The following is a 17,916-nucleotide window of genomic DNA, read 5'->3' as shown; positions in this document are numbered from 1 at the left end:
GAACTTATTAAGTTCAGCGCCTTTTTGTTTACGCATTTTATATTCAGTATTGGTGTTCGTTTGTTCTTCGTTCTTTGAGATTAGAAACTTAAGGCTTACGCCGACATTGGAACCAATACAAGCGTACCGAAGATAACCGTAATAAGACCACAGATTACGGGTACAGACGTACGTTTTACGACTTCAAATGGGCTGATTTTACCCATACCAGAAGTCGCTACGATTACGCCAGATACTGGTGAAATTGTACGACCTAGGTTCGATGCTTGAAGCATTGGGATGATTAGGAACGCTGGGTTCAAGCCCATTTTCGCCGCTAATGATGGAGCCAGTTCTACGAATGCATAGAATGGCGCGTTACCAGAACCTGTCGCGATAGCAGCAGCAACTGTTAGACCAGTCAGGATAAGCATTAATGCGATACCGCCAGCGCCAGCTGATTCAGCAAGGCCGATTAGGTTATCAATTGCACCGATAGACATTAGGCCCTGAGCAAATACACCCGCCGCAACCAACAGCATTACTACGCCTTTAAATGCTTCGGCCATACCTTGGTAGCAAGAATCTAGGTCTTCTAGTGTTTTTTCGCCGTCAAACTTCTTCACAACGTAATCGATAACAGCGCCCACGAAAATTGAACCTACTACGATGGTGTAGATATCAAGTGAAAGGCCCGGAATGGTACGACCGTTGAATAGAAATACTCCAAAAATAGGTAAGAATGGAAGAGCAGCATAAAAAGCCGGCGCATTCGTTTCAATTTCTGAAACATCTACTTTTTCCATTGGCGTGTTTTCTTTCTTATCTAGGTATTTGTTCCAGAAGAAAGCCGCACCCGCCATCACGATGATCGCACAGATAGAAACAGGCAGTACCGTTTGAACAGCAAACACATCAAGAGACATACCTGATTTTTCTGCTGCGATAACCACATCACCCGACGTTGGTGAAAGAATGATTGCTGCAGGTGATGCACAAACCGCCACCGCTGCTGGACGAGAAATACCCATTGCCGTCATCATTGGGAATAGGGTCGCCATCAATAGCACGCCAAGGCCTGTTGCAGAACTTACTGCTAGAGACATTAGACACGCTACGATGTAAGCCGCAACAAGAAGTACGTATGGAGATTTGATAGCAGCAAGCGGTTTAGAGAATTGTTTTACTACCACATTGTTTGCGCCGATATGCGTCATGTAAGAAGCAAAGCCACAAAGAAGCATGATTTGCATGCCTAGGCCGCCTCCACGGTACTGAAGCATGTACTTAACGAATTCTAGTGAGTCGGTAACCATGTTACCTGTTGAAGCGACCTTAGCGGGTAAGACTGTGTGACCTATAAGGCCAGTAATAAGAAGTAGGGCAAGGCCAGCTGTCAGTAATACACCTGCCGCTTTATAGCCTTTCACAATAAAGTAACCAACAGCGATAGTAATCACTAATCCGATCAAGAGCTCTAACATAGAAATCTCCACAAAGTTTAAAAAAATATAAGAAAGTGTTTCAGAATATGACAATGAATGTACAGAAAACTGCACTGTGGCACGAGGCATAGTTGAGGTTGATATGATCTAAGACAAACATTTTTTTCGATGTTAATTGTGGTTGTAAATCGTGAATAACTACTGTTGTTTAGATGTTAATAAACAAATTTTGTGGCTTGTTAGAATATAACTTGGATCACCTTTGATTGTGAGGAGTTGCATACAAAGTTGTGGATTTATAAATCTATGACTTTTGGGGCCTAACGTACAAAAATAAAGAGAAATGTGTGCTTTTACATGATATCTGATTAGTTTATGAACTGAAGCCGACTGGGAACGGAAAGTTAAGTAGGCTTCAGCGAGGGTTGAATTGATGTGGAAATGCATAGGTCCTAACGTATTGGCTTAAGTACAGCTACTGACCGAAATAGTTGATAGTTAGCCGATTAGTTAATGTTCAATTCAGGATCTGCATTTGAGTAAGCAGGTAGGTCAGAACATATTACTTTTTTACAGAAGTGAATCATTCCGCGCTGAGTGACCAATAATAATTCATCATTATTTAGTGGGATATAAGCCATGGCATCTGAAGAAAGCTCTACACCTTCACTGATCATAAACTCTCTCAATTGCGTGAAAAGCTAAGAGAGTTTGTATCATTTAACATGGTACGAAGCTGTCTAGAAATGTGCGAAGTTGTCTGGAACTTTGGATACTGCCTAGAACGGTACAAAACAGTCTAGAACGGAGCAAAATTGTCATGTACCACTGTTGGTACTGTCCAGCGTTGATGCGCATCTATAGGCTCTATTGCCGAGTTATGGTGTGGTATTTGTCCACGGTCGCCATACAACCACAATACCAAGTTCGAACGTTCACCACTTGTTATCGGCAGCGCCGCATGGGCAACGTTTCCTCGATGAATCATAGCGACACCAGGCGTGAATGTCGTTTCGTTCATCTTACCCGTAGCAGGGTCATAAAAGTTAAGTTCTGAGCCTGAAAACTTTTCATCTGGCATATTTACGTTTATGTTGAGCGTGACCGAAGACGCATCAGTATGCAGGCGTAAAGACGTATCTTTGTTTGCTTGATACTGAATTGAGAATCCAAAAGTTTGTGTATCGTAGCCCATGATTTCAGGGAACAGTAAGCGAGCGATAGGGCGCATGTAACTGTCGAGTAAATCTCGGTAAAACGCTTGGAAACTTGGCGCGGCTAAATAACCTTCAGATCGGCTGTCTAACATTGCTCCACCACGGTTAAGCACTATGCCATATGGTGGGCGAAGCGGGATTTGAGCATTCGAGACAGCTTCTAAGTAATCACGCAACTCAGCGAGACGTTCAGCATCAAAGAACTGGAACTTAAATACTCCAGGAGAGATCTCTTCGAGTAAGTCTTTTACCGCGATTTCTTTCGTTGGATCTTGCCAAGCTTCTCTAACAGCTTCACGCAGGCGGGCATCTAACAGTGAATCATCGAAATCCAATTGGCTGCCTTCCGCACTTGCTTCCCATTCTTTCCAAGCCTCGCTGAACAAGCCCTTATTGTTGTCCCAAAACTGTTGTACAGAAGGAGCTCGTTGAAGCATCGCTTCTCGTGTCGGTAAATCGATGGCGCGTGCGCGCTCTAGTTGATTAGATAACATAATGTGTTCGCTCCTTTTGTTTGCTTGCAACCAATCTATTACACCAAGGTTTGTAGATAAACGGGGCGCTGGGCAAAACAGAATTAACGTTTTCTATATAATCAGCTAAAGGTGGGGTTACTTTTAAAAAGCTGTCAGTCTTTGCTTAGACGTGGTCATTTGAACAATGAACGCAAGGTTTGCTTAGCGAGTTGCGATGTCGTGGGCGCATCAGTGATAAAACAGCGTATGGATGAGATACCCACACGCCGTTTCAAGTATCAGTAGTGATTCGAGACACAACTGATGGGGTGACTTTCTATCTATGAGTAATCTATCTATGATCAATATTGATCTTCGAGAAGCTGACCGAGAATACTTGACCAGCAAACTCTCTTGACGGCTTTATTTGGGCGTAAAGACCGGCTTTAAAGTAGTACTCTTCCTCTAACCATGCTTTTGACAACGTAACCTTGTTGCCATCACGATCTTCTGTTTCTATGCCCCATGGTAAGAACTGTTCTGTTAATTCATTATCAATGAGTGTTGAAAGGTAAATACCTTGGTCATCAAGACGAATCGTGTAATCCCAATCCAGGTTTGCAGGTGCGACTCCTAGGTTGACACTGAATGGCTGACAGTCGCTACACATTTTGTTTCCTGGTAGAAATGAATCGTTCAGAACAACACGTACCGGCTTATTTTCACCATCCCACTGCAATTTCACTAGCGCTTGTTTAATGTTTTTACCATGAATTTGGCCGAGAACCACTTTAGGGTCACTGCCTGTCACGTCTTTATTCGGGAACTGATCAACGCTCACTGTCGCTTTAAGTTCATGTGTCCCTGTTACCGCCCAGTTTTGGTCTTTAGTGCTGCATCGATTTTCGGTATTGAACTTATACAATTCACGAAGTTCCGAACGAGCGTATTTTGTGTTTGCTGTAGTTGAAACTTGACCACCAAGATCAACGGTGAATTTTAGACGTTCTTCGCCATTAACAGACTCACGAGAGAACCAAGGAAGATGAGTGTCGTTGGTTAAGTACTCTTTACCATTACATTCTTGGGGAATGAGCTCGGCTGCGCTGCTACGGCCATTGTTGTAGTAATCGTCACCACTGACTGGAAGGGTGATTTTCCATTGCTCGATGTTCCAATTGCAATCTGTGCATGTTTTAAGCTCTGCTTGTTCGCTTTTAGCATTAGCTTCACAGCCAGCGAGTAATAATCCACTAGAGATAAACGCAGCAACTTTGAGGTATTTTAAAGGTTGTTGATAGTTGAACATAAAAATAATTTGTAATACAAAAGGTGAGCAAACTTTATCGATAAACCATGAGGTTTTCATTGGCTAAAGAGCGGTTTTACATTTTGTTGACAGAGCTTTGAGCTACCGATCCCAAAAACACATCTCAATACAATTTTTCTAGTTATGGAGATAGAGCTAGAGTCAATGAGGTTGGTTTTCGTATACGGCTTAGTAATGATTCTCTGAACGATCATGCAAATCCTTTTGCATGTTCGATGGGGAAGCGTAATTTAGAAATCGTAGTTGAGGTTCATTGAGCTGTAGATTTCGGCGTTACTTTGGTCTGATGCGACAGTGGTGTTGTAGATGTATTCGGTATCAAAAGTCAGAGCTAAATTGCCCATCAATATGTTCTTTAGATAGCCTTTGAGGTTGTAATTGGTGTTCTCTTCACCGTAAGCCATGTTAGCCGTTGCCCCCATAGAAAACGTTTCTGTGATCGTCAGAGAGCCATCAACACTGGCATTCACGATTAGTTCATAGTTCTCTTTGTTCGGGAACTCTTCATCGGAGGATTGCCGTTGACTGATTCGGTAACCCGGACCAGCAGAGCCTTGAAGTTTGATTCTTTCAGTATCATAAAAGTGGCGACCCAATCCTGTAGCCGTTATAAATTGCTTACGATAAGTACCAAAGTGGTCGTGTTCAAAACGTGTTGTTGCGACCAAATAGGTGACTTCGTTCAAGTCATAGCTGATGCCATAGTTGGTGGTATAGCGATTGGTGCCGTCTTCATCGTTTTCAGCATCGGTATAGTAGGTATCAAACTGAACTCGTTGGCCCCAGTTTTCTTTTTTGTAACCAACAGAGATTCCAGAGTTGATCGACAAGGATGAGCTGGTGTTTTGCGAGTAGATAAACCCGAGCTTGGTCAGGGGCGTAAAAGGGGATTCTTCAGTTTCTTCTTATACCTCAGAAGCTTCGCTTAATACAACGTCGTCCTCGAGTACTACTTCTTCAACCTCTTCTCCAAATACGGGCATAGAGAACGCGATGAGAAATAGAGGCAGCTTTGCTAGGGAGCGTGTGTATAAAACTGTGTTGGTTAATAGGTGCTTAGTTTATGTTCAAAGCGCCAGAACAGTATTTAAATGAATGTGAATGATCTTTCGTGAGGTTACTTGATATTGGTTTAGGAATATTTGGGTAGGAAAGTTGGTTTTATGATTGAGTTAACAGCATAGAAACACAGAGAACAAGGCGCTCTCTGTGTTGGTCATTTTGCTATTATCGAAACTCGCTGATGAGCATTATCTCTGGCGTCTGGCGACCAAAGTGAATCGGTAATCGTTAGATGTGAAGTAGTTGCGGCTGTATTCAAATACTGTGTTGTTAGCTAGGTAACCACGAGTACGTTTTTCAATAATCGGTTGAGCAGGGTCAATACCTAACTGTTTAGCAACGTCTTCAGGCGGAAGAATCGGTACCAATTCCTGCTCACTTCGATCAATCACCATGCCTTTGGTGTTCTCAATAAAGTCGTATTTTGATGTCTGCATCACTTGATAGGTGAGATCTGGGAATAGGGCAACAGGTAACCAAGTTTCTTCAACCGTGATTGGATTGTTGTCTATGAAGCGAACACGCTTTACGTAGAAAACTAATTCGCCTTCTTTAATATCTAGATGTTCAGACATCGCCAAAGAACAGGGCTTCATTTCAAAGGCTAGAACATCACTGTGTGTAACCACATCCAAATGCGCCCACTTTTCTTGAAAGCTCGACTGTTTGTAGATGTCGTAATTGATCTTGTTCTCTTTGACGTAAGTACCGCTGCCTTGAACGCTTTCAAGCTCATCGTTTTCGATCAGTAGTTTCAGTGCTTGCCTAACCGTTACACGGCTTACCGAGAATACTTCACGCAATTGCGCTTCCGTTGGGAGTGCTTCTCCAACTTTATATTCACCAGAACTGATCTTTTCTCTTATTGCATCGGCGATTTGGCGATACATAGGGAGTCTTGCCATTTTTGCCTCATTTGTGCGCTAGGACAACTAGACTTTGATTAACAACCTGTACCTTAAATACGTAAATTTGCTCTATATAAGCCTTGCTTTAAAGGTTAGTGTGAGCGTCGTATCGGCGTTTTGTAGTACATATAATACAAATTAAACGATACATAACAAGCTTTCTTAAAGGATTTACCAATACGATTTAAATACAAATTAAATACAAATATGTATTGATGAGATCGTGATCACGGATTAAATGTCTTGAAGTTGTATTATTCTTCTCGTCGACAGGGACGACTGTCGTACTAATCCGTGACTATGGGACAAAGGTTATGAAACTTACTACTCTAACGAATAAGTCGCTCGTAAATCTGCAAACTACGTTTAGCAGTCGAGAAGAAGCGATTTACGCACTTGCTGACCAACTGGATCAGCAAGGCAAACTGCATAACAAGCAAGAGTACCTTGATGCAGTATTTGCTCGTGAAGAGCAAGGCCCGACAGCGCTTGGTGAAGGCCTAGCAGTACCGCATGGCAAGACTGACGCGGTTAAAGAAGCTGGCTTCGCTGTAGCAACGCTTAAAGAAGACATGAAATGGAAAGGCTTGGATGAAGACGAAGATGTAAATCTTATCTTCCTAATTGCGATTCCAAATGCAGAAGCGGGTTCTACCCACATGCACCTGCTGACCGAACTGACAACCACATTGGTTGATGACGATGTTCGTGAAGCAGTATTAAAAGCAACAACCGCTGATGAAATCTTCGCGCTTCTTGATGGCGATAATCAGCAAGAAGAAAAACAAGACAACTTAGATACAAATGCGCCGACAATTGTATGTGTTACTGCTTGCCCAGCAGGCATTGCTCACACCTATATGGCGGCTGAGTACCTAGAAAAAGCGGGAAAAAAGCTTGGCTACAAGGTTCATGTTGAAAAGCAGGGCGCAAACGGTATTGAAGATCGCTTAACTGCGGAACAACTTAACAATGCTGTGGCGTGTGTTTTTGCTGCTGAAGTTGCGATTAAAGAATCTGAGCGCTTTAACGGCATTCCTCGTGTTGAAACACCAGTTGCAGAACCGATTAAACACGGTGAGCGCATTCTTAATGAAGCGATTGAAGAGTCGAAAAAAGGTAATGGTGCAGAACGCACAGTGGCTACCGACAACAAGCCTAAAAAGTTGCCACTGAAAACTGAGCTTAAACAAGCACTGCTTTCTGGTATTTCTTACGCAGTTCCTCTTATCGTTGCTGGTGGTACTGTTCTTGCGGTTGCTGTTCTTATCGCGCAAATTTTTGACCTGCAAGAGCTTTACGCAACAAAAGATTCTTGGCTGTGGATGTATCGTAAATTAGGTGGCGGCCTATTAGGTACATTAATGGTGCCAGTACTGGCAGCTTACACAGCATACTCATTAGCCGACAAACCGGCACTTGGTCCTGGTTTTGCTGCGGGTATTGCCGCAAACATCATTGGTTCTGGTTTCCTAGGCGGTGTTGTTGGTGGTTTGATTGCTGGTTACGTAATGCGTTGGGTAAAAGAGCATGTTCGCTTAGGCCCTGCATTTAACGGCTTCCTTACTTTCTACCTTTACCCGGTGATTGGTACTTTGGTAGCGGGTAGCTTGATGCTGTTTGTTATCGGTAAACCTGTTGCGTTCTTAAACCAAGGTTTAACGGACTGGTTGAACGGTATGTCAGGCACCAATGCGTTGTTATTGGGTGCAATTTTAGGTCTGTTTGTATCATTCGACCTAGGTGGTCCGGTAAACAAAGCTGCTTACGCATTCTGTTTAGGTGCAATGGCAAACGGTGTTTATGGTCCTTACGCAATCTTTGGCTCAGTAAAAATGGTATCGGCGTTCACGGTAACGGCTTCTACCATGATTGCTCCACGCTTATTCAAAGACTTTGAGATTGAAACCGGTAAATCTACATGGCTACTTGGTCTTGCGGGTATTACTGAAGGTGCAATCCCAATGGCGATTGAAGATCCAATCCGTGTAATCGGCTCATTCTTACTAGGCTCTGTGGTTACAGGTGCAATGGTTGGTGCGGCAGGTATTGGTCTATCGACTCCGGGCGCAGGTATCTTCTCTATCTTCTTGTTACACGATTCCGGTTTGGGCGCATTCTCTGCTGCTGCTATCTGGTTCGGTGCTGCGATTGTCGGCACAGTGATTTCAACCATTACTCTTCTGATGTGGCGTGGTCACGCTGTAAAAAAGGGTAAGTTTGAAGCAAGTACTGCAACACAGAACTAACTGAATTTTGAGTTAGCTCCTAACTCACTACGAAATCAATATATAAGAAATAACAAACAACTGGCTGTCCTAAATACCTGTGCTCCTAACGGTTTTATTCACACAGATTCTGGGCGTGGTTTTCTGCACCCTAAATTTAGTGACAGCCAATTTTAACCCCTTGAAAAAATTTAATTTAGTCGTATTTGGGTTCGAACTTTAGTTTTACTCGAAGCGACACATTTAGGTAAATGATTATGACTACATCACGCGTACATATTACTCCTCACATGCACTGGGATCGTGAATGGTATTTCACAACAGAAGAGTCTCGTATTCTTCTTGTGAACAACATGGAAGAAATCATGAACCGTCTGGAGAGCGATCCAGAATACAAATACTACGTTCTAGATGGTCAAACCGCCGTTTTAGAAGACTACTTCGCAATCAAACCAGAAAACACAGAGCGCGTAAAAGCATTGGTTGAAGCGGGCAAGTTAATTATTGGCCCTTGGTATTCTCAAACCGACACAATGCAAGTTTCTGGTGAGTCAATTGTACGTAACATGATGTATGGCATTCGTGACTGCATGAAGTTTGGCGATGCAATGAAGATTGGTTACCTACCAGATTCATTCAGCATGAGCTCACAGCTGCCAATGATCTACAACGGCTTCGACATCACGCGTGCAATGTTCTGGCGTGGTTGTTCAGAGCGTCATGGCACCAACAAAACAGAATTCTTATGGCAGTCTAATGACGGCAGTGAAGTGGTGGCACAAGTGCTTCCGCTGGGTTACGCGATTGGTAAATACCTTCCACAAGACGAAGAAGGCTTGCGTGCTCGTTTAGATAAGTACTTCCCAGTGCTAGAAAAGCCATCGGTGACTAAAGATATCTTGCTACCGAACGGCCACGACCAAATGCCGATTCAAAAAGACATCTTTGAAGTAATGGACAAGCTTCGCGAAATCTACCCAGATCGTGAATTCTCAATGAGCCGTTACGAAGAAGTGTTCGAGAAAGTAGAAGCGGCGCGCGACCAACTCGACACCATCAAAGGCGAGTTCAACGACGGTAAATACATGCGTGTTCACCGTACGATCTCTTCTACGCGTATGGACATCAAACTGATCCACGCAGAAATCGAAAACAAGATTGTAAACATCTTAGAACCGCTAGCGTCTATCGCTTGGACATTAGGTTTTGAATACCACCACGGTTTGATTGAGAAAATGTGGAAAGAGAGCATGAAGAACCACGCTCATGACTCTATTGGTTGCTGTTGTTCAGACAAGGTACACGCTGAAATCTTAAACCGTTACATCCTTGCTGACGACATGGCGACAAACCTGATTCATTTCTACAAGCGTAAGATTGTCGACCATATGCCAGATCGCGAAGGTTGCGACAAACTGGCGATGTTCAACCTTTCTCCATACGAGCGTGAAGAAGTGGTTAACACCACTATCACTATCCGTGCTCAAGAGTTCTCTATCTTTGATGAAAACGAAAACCTAGTTGAGTACTTCATCCAAGACAAGCGCCAAATTGACCCGGGTAAAGTAGACCGTCAAATCGTTCACTACGGTAACTACGACCCGTTCATGGAGTTTGATATTCAAATCAAACGCACTGTGCCAGCGATGGGTTTCACCACGTTACACATCCAAGGTAATGAGAAGGGCGCAGTTAAAGTCGCAGAGCAGAAAGACTACTTGCTAGAGAACGAATACTACCGAATTAATGTAAACGACAACGGTACTCTGACTATTTTCGATAAAGAGACAGAGCAAGTATTCGACCAAGCACTTCGTTTAGAAGATGGTTCTGATGACGGCGATGAGTACGATTACTCTCCATCTCGTCAAGAGTGGCTGTTGTACTCTGATGAATTCCCGGTAGAAACATCAATTGACCACCAAGGTTTCCAATCGGTAGCAAACATCGCTTTCCGCATGAACGTGCCAGCAAACCTTACAGAGCGTGAAGAACGCACGGGTCAAAATGGATTCGTTGAAGCGCAATGCCAAGTGGTATTGAAGCAAGGTTCTCGCCGCATCGAAGTCCGTATGGAATTGGACAACCAAGCCGACGACCACCGTGTACGTGTATTAGTACCTACGCCATTTATTTCTGAAACTGTGGTAGCAGATAACCAGTTCGGTTGTATTACTCGACCAACCAATGACCCTGCAATGGCGGTTTGGGAAGAAGAGAAGTGGAAAGAAGCACCGGTTCCTGTGTATCAGTTAATGAACTTTGCTGCGCTAGAAAACGGCAAAGCGGGTATGGCTATTATGTCGAATGGTCTGCGTGAATTTGAAGTGATTGCATCTAAAGGTGACGAAAATAGAGATACCTTCGCACTGACACTATTCCGTGGTATTGGCGTGTTGGGTAAAGAAGAGCTATTGCTTCGCCCAGGCCGTCCATCAGGCATCAAGATTCCGACACCAGATTCGCAAGTGCGCGGTAAGTTAGTGTGTGAATTTACGTTGTGCGGTTTCTCTGGTAACCATATTGACGCGAACATCATGGCGCAAGCACGTGACAATGTCACTCTAATCGAATGCTACAACAAGATCCCTTACAACGCGATGAAGCTCAACGTGGGTGAGCAGAACCTACCTATGAGTTTTAGCCTTCTGTCTAAGCAACAATCAGGCGCGGTGTTGAGTGTGCTGAAGAAAGCGGAAGACGAAGATGCACTGATCATGCGTGTCTACAACCCGGCAGAATCGGTTTCAGTATCGGATTCAATCTCTTTTACTCAAGCGGTTTCAAGCTGGAAAGAGACAAGAATGGACGAGCGCGTACGCGAAGGTGATGTAGCATCTGAAGAGTTCGGCCAGATAGCACCTTGCCAAGCAAAAACATTCCAAATCAAATTCTAATTTCGATAACCCGCTCACCTTGGTGGGCGGGAATGGTGAACGACAATGAAAATTGTAATTGCCCCTGATTCATTTAAAGAATCACTCGACGCTCATCAAGTTGCGTCTTACATTGAGCGTGGATTTGCCGATGTTTTCCCTTACGCAGAGTTTGTGAAAATTCCACTCGCCGATGGCGGAGAAGGCACGGTAGACGTGTTGCTAGAGGCGCTCAATGGTAAGAAGCAACGGCTGCACACGACGGATCCAATCGGGCGTGAATGTACGGCTTATTGGGCTTCGTTGGAACAGACTGTTGATGGCGCCAACGTAAAAACTGCCTTGGTGGAATTTGCTCAAGCATCGGGTTTAGACCTATTAACCGTAGAAGAAAGAGCACCGTTAACCGCATCTTCGTTTGGTACTGGGCTATTGATCAAAGATGCACTAGATCAAGGTGTTGAACAAATCATTATTGGTTTGGGCGGCAGCGCAACCAATGATGCAGGTGCTGGCATCTTACAAGCGTTGGGAGGCAAGTTATTAGACAAGCAAGGCAACGAGCTATCTGGTGGCGGCGCCGAATTAAGCCGGTTAGCAAGCATCGATCTTGAAGGACTGCACCCTAGATGCAAAGAAGTGACGTTCGTGGTCGCGTGTGATGTGAATAATCCATTATGTGGCGAAAGCGGAGCCAGTACTGTGTTTGGTCCGCAAAAAGGCGCATCAAAAGCTCAAGTTGAACAACTTGATACTGCGATCGGGCACTTTGCCGATATCGCTCAAGCACATACGGGTACTAATCATCGCGACACAGCTGGATTTGGTGCTGCTGGTGGTACACCTCTGGGGTTAAGTCTTGCATTCAATATCCAAATTAAAGCGGGTATTGAGATGGTATTAGATGCCTTGGATGCAGATAAGGTTCTTGAAGGTGCTTCACTGGTCGTGACCGGAGAGGGGCAGATGGACAACCAAACCCTGCAAGGTAAAACACCTTTCGGTATCGCTCAGCGAGCTCAAAAGTTGAGTATTCCAACCATTGGAATTGCGGGCTCTTTGGGGCAAGACGTTGAAAAACTTTACGGCTCAATGTCTAGCTTATTTGGAACCGTACGTTCACCTCAGTCTTTAGACCAAGTTTTATCAGAAGCGAATCAAAACCTGACTCGCACTGCCCGTAATATCGCCGCCACGCTCAAGCTTGGTAGCCAGATTTTTAATGAGAAGTAATTATGTCTCTATTTAAACTCGACAACGTTATTCAAAACTACGCATGGGGAAGCAAAGACTCCATTAACCAATTGTTTGGTATTGTGAACCCAAACCAGGAACCTCAAGCAGAAATTTGGATGGGTGCTCATCCAAATGGTTGTTCAAAGGTAGGCGATACCGGTGAATCGCTTTCTCACATGATTGATGAAAACAAAATCGATGTCTTAGGCGGATACACGGCGGCTCGTTTCGGTGAATTGCCTTTCTTGTTTAAGGTGTTGGCCGCTGAAACACCGTTATCGATTCAGGTTCACCCGAACAAGCGAAAATCAGAATTAGGTTTTGAGCGTGAGAATGCACTTGGTATCCCTTTGAATGCGTCTAATCGCAACTACAAAGATCCAAACCATAAACCTGAGTTGGTTTATGCGTTGACCTTCTACAAAGCGATGAATGGCTTTCGTCCAATCGACGACATTATTGCCTTGTTCGAAGAAGCGGATATTCCTTCGTTAGCGATTGAACTTAATGTACTAAAAGCCAATGCCGACAGTGATTCTTTGAAGTCGTTCTTTAGCGCCATTATGTCTCTTGAAGGTGACCGCAAAGCGTCTGCGCTTAATGAGCTTTATGCTGCACATGCGCGACCAGCCAAAACGGTCATGGGGCGTGAAGCTCTTCAATACAGCATCGAATTCAAACAGCATTATCCAGGTGATATTGGCTTATTTGCGCCATTAATGCTTAACACGGTTGAGCTGGCGCCCGGTGAAGCGATGTTCCTGTTCGCAGAAACCCCACATGCTTATGTTCAAGGTACGGGTTTAGAGATTATGGCAAACTCAGACAATGTGCTGCGTGCCGGTCTCACTCCCAAATATATCGATGTCCCTGAGCTTATCGACAACACAATCTTTGAGCCGATTAAGCCAGAAGATATCCGCCTTAAGCCTGTATTGAAAGAGGGCAAGATGAGTTATCCGATTCCAGTGGATGACTTTGGCTTTGATATCTTGTCTGCGACTGATGAGAGCAAGTCACAGTATCTACGTAGCGCGGAGATCTTGTTCTGTGTGGAAGGAGAGGCGACCGTCACTTCAGAAGGGCGGTCAGTTTCTCTTAAGCCCGGAGAATCGGTCTTTGTAAGTAGTAATTCAAGTGTTTACCAATATCAAGGGAATGGCATTTTGGCTCGTGCTTTTAACTAGTGCCCCCGTGCTAGCGATCAGCAAAAGAAATGTCAGAGTGCCACTGTAAAGTGGTACTCAATATTGGATTGATGGTTGTTACCTATCTGTCTTTGACAGTCATGATTATTGACCATACCCGCTACTCTGGCGGGTTTTTTCATTATTAGAATGAGCAGATATAAGCTTGTAGAAAAGACAAACCCTGCGATCAGAGCAGGGCTTTTTATTGAATTAGTACTGAGTGACTGGTTAGGCAATGTGCGTCATTTTATTAAGCACAAAGGTTTCAATACAACCTTCAGTCGCAGCCATGTAGTCAGCGATGTGTTGGCTCGCTAAGTGTTTCTCTAGATGAACTTCAGACTCCCAGTTCTCATGAAAAACGAAGTGAGCAGGGTTACTGTTATCTTGGTGCAGATCGTAGTTAATACAGCCGTCTTCAACACGGGTTTTATCGATCAATTTAATCATCTCAGCTTTTACAAGCTCAGTTTTGTCTTCTTTAGAGACGATCGTTGCAATAATAGTCAGTTTGCTCATTTTCAATTCCTTCGCTTTAAACTCGGTAAGTTTAAGTAATATAAGTATAAATTCAGAATGAAGAAAGAGTTCTGAAATCCAATAACTATGGTTCTTACCATCCACAATTCAAACTCGAGAGCATAGGGCCAGAGCCGAGTAGGTTATGCTAATTAAAAAAAGCCCTCATAGCAATATGAGGGCTTTTGAATAAGAATCAAACTGTGTTGTTACTGGGGTGTTAAGCGTACTGTTTTAGCTTAAGCGTATTGCTCAACCGTCATTGCCCAATTTTTCTTCTGTTGTTCGAAATTCATTTTGATTTGCTGATAACGAACCTTAAGAACAGAGTGTTCGTACTTCTTCACAACGTCTTCGCGCTTGCTTTCAAGTAGCTGTTTTTTAACTTCGTAATATTCGTTCATGTTTGATACTAGAGCATCAAACTCTTGTTGAAGCTTCTCTGCGATTTGTTGCTTGTCGGCACGATGCATGATTTTTTGCTGGGTGCGTTTAAGTAACATTGACGCTTCAGCTTTCTCAATACGAGCTTGAGGGGTTTTCTTAAGCTTACTTGCCAGTCCCATCAACGAAGCACTCTTAATCAACCATTTTGTTGGATCGTATTGCCACCAGTAGATGCCGTTACGGTAGTCGTTCTCAAAGATGTGGTGGAAGTTGTGGTAGCCTTCGCCGAAAGTGAGTACTGCTAACACACCGTTATCACGTGCTGTGTTTTTGTCAGTAAAAGGTTGGCTACCCCAGATGTGAGCAAGAGAGTTAATAAAGAATGTTGTGTGGTGGTTAAGTACCAAACGAACTGAACCTACGATTAACAACATGCCAATCACGTCACCGTAAATCACGCCTAAAGCGATAGGAACACCGAAATTCATTAGTAATGCTAACAGAACATAGTGCTTGTGCTGCCACATAACAATCTTATCTTTTTTAAGGTCACGGCAGTTTTCGTAGTTTTCGTACATTGAGGTGCTGTAATTACGAATCATCCAGCCAATGTGTGAGTACCAAAATCCACGTTTTGCAGAGTATGGGTCTTTGTCGTTGTTATCGACATGCTTGTGGTGAACACGGTGATCAGAAGACCAGTGTAGCGCGCTGTTCTGCAGGGCAAATGCACCACCTAATGCAAACAGGAATCTTAGGCTTGAATGCGCTTCAAACGCTTTATGTGACCATAAGCGGTGATAACCTGTCGTGATTGAAAGGTTACAGAACGTAAAGCAGATTGCTAGCCATATCCAGTGCTCCATGCCATAGCCAAAAAAGTAGCCATAAACGGGAGCCGCTACAACAGCAAGCAGCATACTAAAAGAGAACACAAAAATATTGAGCCAGATTAATGGCGGCTTTTTTGTAGATTGTTTGTCGGCACTATTCATTAGCAAATTTCCATTGGGCTTACATCTGTGCGCTAGAATATCAGCGTACACGTGTAAGTCAATATTGAAAGTGTAAACGTGTATTAGTATGTTTTGCTTAAATATTGTATAAAGGTAGTGTGAAATGTAGTAGCAAGTCATAAATGGAAGTACTAAGGGCTAATAAATGGAAATTAAGGTAGCTGAATATAAAGATTATGAGCGGATTGCCCAATTACACGCGGATAGCTGGAAGCTATATTACCGTGGCATTCTTGCTGATGATTACCTAGAACATGATGTTTTGGAGGACAGATCTGTTATTTGGCAGACTCGTTTGATTAATCCTCCTTTCAACCAACATGTTTTATTGCTTGAGGAAGGCGGTTTACTGGTTGGTTTTGTCTGCGCGTTCGGTAATCACAACTTTGAGCGTGGTACGTTCATCGATGCGTTACATGTAGATAATAATTATCGTGGACGAGGTGTAGGCAAGCGTCTGCTGTCTGAATTGTCGAAGTGGTTGCAGCAATACTATTCGGACTCAGGGCTTTACCTAGAGGTGATGTCTGAGAACCACCAAGCGATTGCTTTTTATCAGGCGATTGGGGGCAAAGAAGAACTAGAGCAAGTTTGGAACGCACCATGTGGCAGCCAAGTGAATGAAAAAGTGATTTCTTGGAGCTCTCCCGTTGAACTTGAACAGAAAACAGCGAGCGTTGTGTATTCTTAGTCGATTCTTGTTGAATACTGTTTTTTTGCTGAGTAGCAGGTTCTTAACGAAGCTATTTTAAAGCAGAAGAACAAAGACAAAAGCCCCGAGTATTAAGTTGCTCGGGGCTTTTTTGATTGAATTAGTGGTCGTTTTAATGATTCGCAAAGATGCGTGAAATATTGGGCGATTAATCACACCATGTGATCTTATTCCTACCGCCTTTTTTCGAAATGTAGAGTGCTTGGTCAGCGTCGTCGATAAGCTGCTCGACAGAACCAAGGGCTTGAGGGGCATGTTTCACACCGATTGAAATTGTTACTTCTAATCTAAGGCGAGTAGGGGATTCTAAAAGGGCATTAACCAGCGATTCAATTGAAGCCTCGGTTTCTCCTTGGACCAGCACCAAAAACTCTTCACCGCCGTATCGAAAGCAGTTACTGCTAGTCGGTAGTCGTTTTTGAATCTCATCGGCCAGTTCTTTAATCACCATGTCACCCATTTGATGGCCGTAGGTGTCGTTAATCGATTTGAAATGATCAATATCTATCATGAGCGATGTAATGGATCGCTGACGGTCTATGCTCGGTTCTATCACCTGATGAAGATAAAGGCGGTTGTAGCAGCCCGTTAGTGCGTCTTGATAGGAAAGGGCCTCGAACATATTAGATTGCTTGCGAAGCTGAATCGCTTGTTTGCGGAGTTGCTCGGATTGAGCGAAACGTTTGTGTACTTCCAGGTCACGTCTAACACAGGCCGCTGAGATTAGGATGTAAGCCGAGATATAAACGGAAATTGTTTCTATTTCATGCTCTGGCTCCGCTTCATAAAGCAGTGGCGCAAGGCCGATGAGATAAGCCAAAAAGATAAACGACAGCGTAGATATACTGTATCTGGCTGACAATCTTGAAAACGTACCAATGTAGATCATCACTAAAATGATGCCACCTTGGTAATCGAAGTTGTTCAGCTCGATGGCTAGTCGACCGACATAGACCAAGAAAAGTGAGCTAATTACAAGGAAGGCACTTTCTACGAGTTCCAAAACGTTGGGTTTGTTTGTAATACAGTATCTGGCGGCGGCCATCATCAATAAAAAAAGTATGACTCGGAAAATGATAGGCGTAATGCACTCGCTACCAAAGTGGATGTAGTCGGTGACGATAAAAGCACAGAATATTGAGATAGGGATGTAGATGAAATTTATGTACGGCAAATAAATTTCATTATCGAAATAGGTTTTAAATCTTTGATTCTTGAACCCAGAATAAGAGCGCATTGAGAAATTAGCCGAGATTGATACACAATAATTTGCTTAGTATGTCACAGTCTTTGGGATTGTAAACGACCATTTCTATAGATTTGTCAGTATGTTAGCTAGATCAACAAACGGTAGCG

General features: G+C 43.5%; 13 protein-coding genes and 1 pseudogene. 5 read left to right on the top strand and 9 right to left on the bottom strand.

What is annotated here, in order from left to right:
* Nucleotides 1-95: 95 nt before the first annotated feature.
* The 6 genes and pseudogenes from dcuC to AB4167_RS12055 form a co-directional block, all read right to left on the bottom strand.
* Nucleotides 96-1,463 carry an anaerobic C4-dicarboxylate transporter DcuC gene (dcuC, locus tag AB4167_RS12080; protein WP_065584770.1) on the bottom strand — a complete coding sequence of 456 codons (1,368 nt, stop codon included), beginning with the start codon at nucleotides 1,461-1,463 and terminating at the stop codon, nucleotides 96-98.
* Nucleotides 1,464-1,930: 467 nt separating this feature from the next.
* Nucleotides 1,931-2,101, bottom strand: a complete 171-nt coding sequence (locus AB4167_RS12075; protein WP_372136577.1) for a hypothetical protein — start codon at nucleotides 2,099-2,101, stop codon at nucleotides 1,931-1,933.
* A gap of 122 nt (nucleotides 2,102-2,223) precedes the next feature.
* A complete protein-coding gene (locus AB4167_RS12070; protein WP_372136574.1) occupies nucleotides 2,224-3,135 on the bottom strand; it encodes a 2OG-Fe(II) oxygenase in 912 nt (303 codons plus the stop codon).
* A 313-nt stretch (nucleotides 3,136-3,448) separates the two neighbouring features.
* Nucleotides 3,449-4,465 carry a polysaccharide lyase family 7 protein gene (locus AB4167_RS12065; protein WP_372136573.1) on the bottom strand — a complete coding sequence of 339 codons (1,017 nt, stop codon included), beginning with the start codon at nucleotides 4,463-4,465 and terminating at the stop codon, nucleotides 3,449-3,451.
* 191 nt (nucleotides 4,466-4,656) lie between these two features.
* A pseudogene (locus AB4167_RS12060) lies at nucleotides 4,657-5,409 on the bottom strand (DUF481 domain-containing protein).
* 267 nt (nucleotides 5,410-5,676) lie between these two features.
* Nucleotides 5,677-6,393 (bottom strand): GntR family transcriptional regulator, encoded by a 717-nt coding sequence (locus AB4167_RS12055; RefSeq protein WP_004731293.1) that lies wholly within the window; start codon nucleotides 6,391-6,393, stop codon nucleotides 5,677-5,679.
* A 317-nt stretch (nucleotides 6,394-6,710) separates the two neighbouring features.
* Here AB4167_RS12055 and mngA point away from each other — a divergent pair, with 317 nt between their 5' ends.
* The 4 genes from mngA (at nucleotide 6,711) to manA (ending at nucleotide 13,923) form a co-directional block, all read left to right on the top strand.
* Nucleotides 6,711-8,645 (top strand): PTS 2-O-a-mannosyl-D-glycerate transporter subunit IIABC, encoded by a 1,935-nt coding sequence (gene mngA / locus AB4167_RS12050; RefSeq protein WP_372136572.1) that lies wholly within the window; start codon nucleotides 6,711-6,713, stop codon nucleotides 8,643-8,645.
* Nucleotides 8,646-8,881: 236 nt separating this feature from the next.
* The gene (gene mngB, locus AB4167_RS12045; RefSeq protein ID WP_372136571.1) at nucleotides 8,882-11,521 is read left to right on the top strand and encodes a mannosylglycerate hydrolase; all 2,640 of its coding nucleotides are present in this window, start codon (nucleotides 8,882-8,884) and stop codon (nucleotides 11,519-11,521) included.
* Nucleotides 11,522-11,566: 45 nt separating this feature from the next.
* Complete coding sequence (locus AB4167_RS12040) at nucleotides 11,567-12,733, top strand: glycerate kinase (RefSeq protein WP_372136570.1); 1,167 nt, start codon at nucleotides 11,567-11,569, stop codon at nucleotides 12,731-12,733.
* Between the two features lie 2 nt (nucleotides 12,734-12,735).
* Complete coding sequence (manA, locus tag AB4167_RS12035) at nucleotides 12,736-13,923, top strand: mannose-6-phosphate isomerase, class I (protein WP_017070588.1); 1,188 nt, start codon at nucleotides 12,736-12,738, stop codon at nucleotides 13,921-13,923.
* 231 nt (nucleotides 13,924-14,154) lie between these two features.
* Here manA and AB4167_RS12030 read toward each other — a convergent pair whose 3' ends face one another.
* Entirely contained in the window at nucleotides 14,155-14,445 is a 291-nt protein-coding gene (locus AB4167_RS12030; protein WP_017062602.1) for a putative quinol monooxygenase, read from the bottom strand.
* Nucleotides 14,446-14,684: 239 nt separating this feature from the next.
* Nucleotides 14,685-15,827, bottom strand: coding sequence for a fatty acid desaturase (locus tag AB4167_RS12025; RefSeq protein WP_136981825.1), 1,143 nt, complete (start codon nucleotides 15,825-15,827; stop codon nucleotides 14,685-14,687).
* A gap of 166 nt (nucleotides 15,828-15,993) precedes the next feature.
* Between AB4167_RS12025 and AB4167_RS12020 the strand changes: the two genes are divergently transcribed.
* On the top strand, nucleotides 15,994-16,539 hold the full coding sequence (locus AB4167_RS12020; protein ID WP_017062600.1) for an N-acetyltransferase: 546 nt from the start codon (nucleotides 15,994-15,996) through the stop codon (nucleotides 16,537-16,539).
* 169 nt (nucleotides 16,540-16,708) lie between these two features.
* On the opposite strand, the gene AB4167_RS12015 is transcribed toward AB4167_RS12020, so the two are convergent.
* Complete coding sequence (locus tag AB4167_RS12015; RefSeq protein ID WP_017070587.1) at nucleotides 16,709-17,734, bottom strand: GGDEF domain-containing protein; 1,026 nt, start codon at nucleotides 17,732-17,734, stop codon at nucleotides 16,709-16,711.
* Nucleotides 17,735-17,916: the final 182 nt, after the last annotated feature.

Origin of the sequence: Vibrio sp. 10N.286.49.E11, from assembly GCF_041469505.1 — a bacterium.
Taxonomy (GTDB): Bacteria; Pseudomonadota; Gammaproteobacteria; order Enterobacterales; family Vibrionaceae; genus Vibrio; species Vibrio crassostreae_C.
This window is presented reverse-complemented; position numbering and strand designations above follow the sequence as displayed.

What these genes read in the sequence shown, in the direction of transcription:
- dcuC (WP_065584770.1), bottom strand. Translation starts at nt 1,463, where the DNA reads ATGTTAGAGCTCTTGATCGGATTAGTGATTACTATCGCTGTTGGTTAC.
- AB4167_RS12075 (WP_372136577.1), bottom strand. Translation starts at nt 2,101, where the DNA reads ATGATCAGTGAAGGTGTAGAGCTTTCTTCAGATGCCATGGCTTATATC.
- AB4167_RS12070 (WP_372136574.1), bottom strand. Translation starts at nt 3,135, where the DNA reads ATGTTATCTAATCAACTAGAGCGCGCACGCGCCATCGATTTACCGACA.
- AB4167_RS12065 (WP_372136573.1), bottom strand. Translation starts at nt 4,465, where the DNA reads ATGAAAACCTCATGGTTTATCGATAAAGTTTGCTCACCTTTTGTATTA.
- AB4167_RS12055 (WP_004731293.1), bottom strand. Translation starts at nt 6,393, where the DNA reads ATGGCAAGACTCCCTATGTATCGCCAAATCGCCGATGCAATAAGAGAA.
- mngA (WP_372136572.1), top strand. Translation starts at nt 6,711, where the DNA reads ATGAAACTTACTACTCTAACGAATAAGTCGCTCGTAAATCTGCAAACT.
- mngB (WP_372136571.1), top strand. Translation starts at nt 8,882, where the DNA reads ATGACTACATCACGCGTACATATTACTCCTCACATGCACTGGGATCGT.
- AB4167_RS12040 (WP_372136570.1), top strand. Translation starts at nt 11,567, where the DNA reads ATGAAAATTGTAATTGCCCCTGATTCATTTAAAGAATCACTCGACGCT.
- manA (WP_017070588.1), top strand. Translation starts at nt 12,736, where the DNA reads ATGTCTCTATTTAAACTCGACAACGTTATTCAAAACTACGCATGGGGA.
- AB4167_RS12030 (WP_017062602.1), bottom strand. Translation starts at nt 14,445, where the DNA reads ATGAGCAAACTGACTATTATTGCAACGATCGTCTCTAAAGAAGACAAA.
- AB4167_RS12025 (WP_136981825.1), bottom strand. Translation starts at nt 15,827, where the DNA reads ATGAATAGTGCCGACAAACAATCTACAAAAAAGCCGCCATTAATCTGG.
- AB4167_RS12020 (WP_017062600.1), top strand. Translation starts at nt 15,994, where the DNA reads ATGGAAATTAAGGTAGCTGAATATAAAGATTATGAGCGGATTGCCCAA.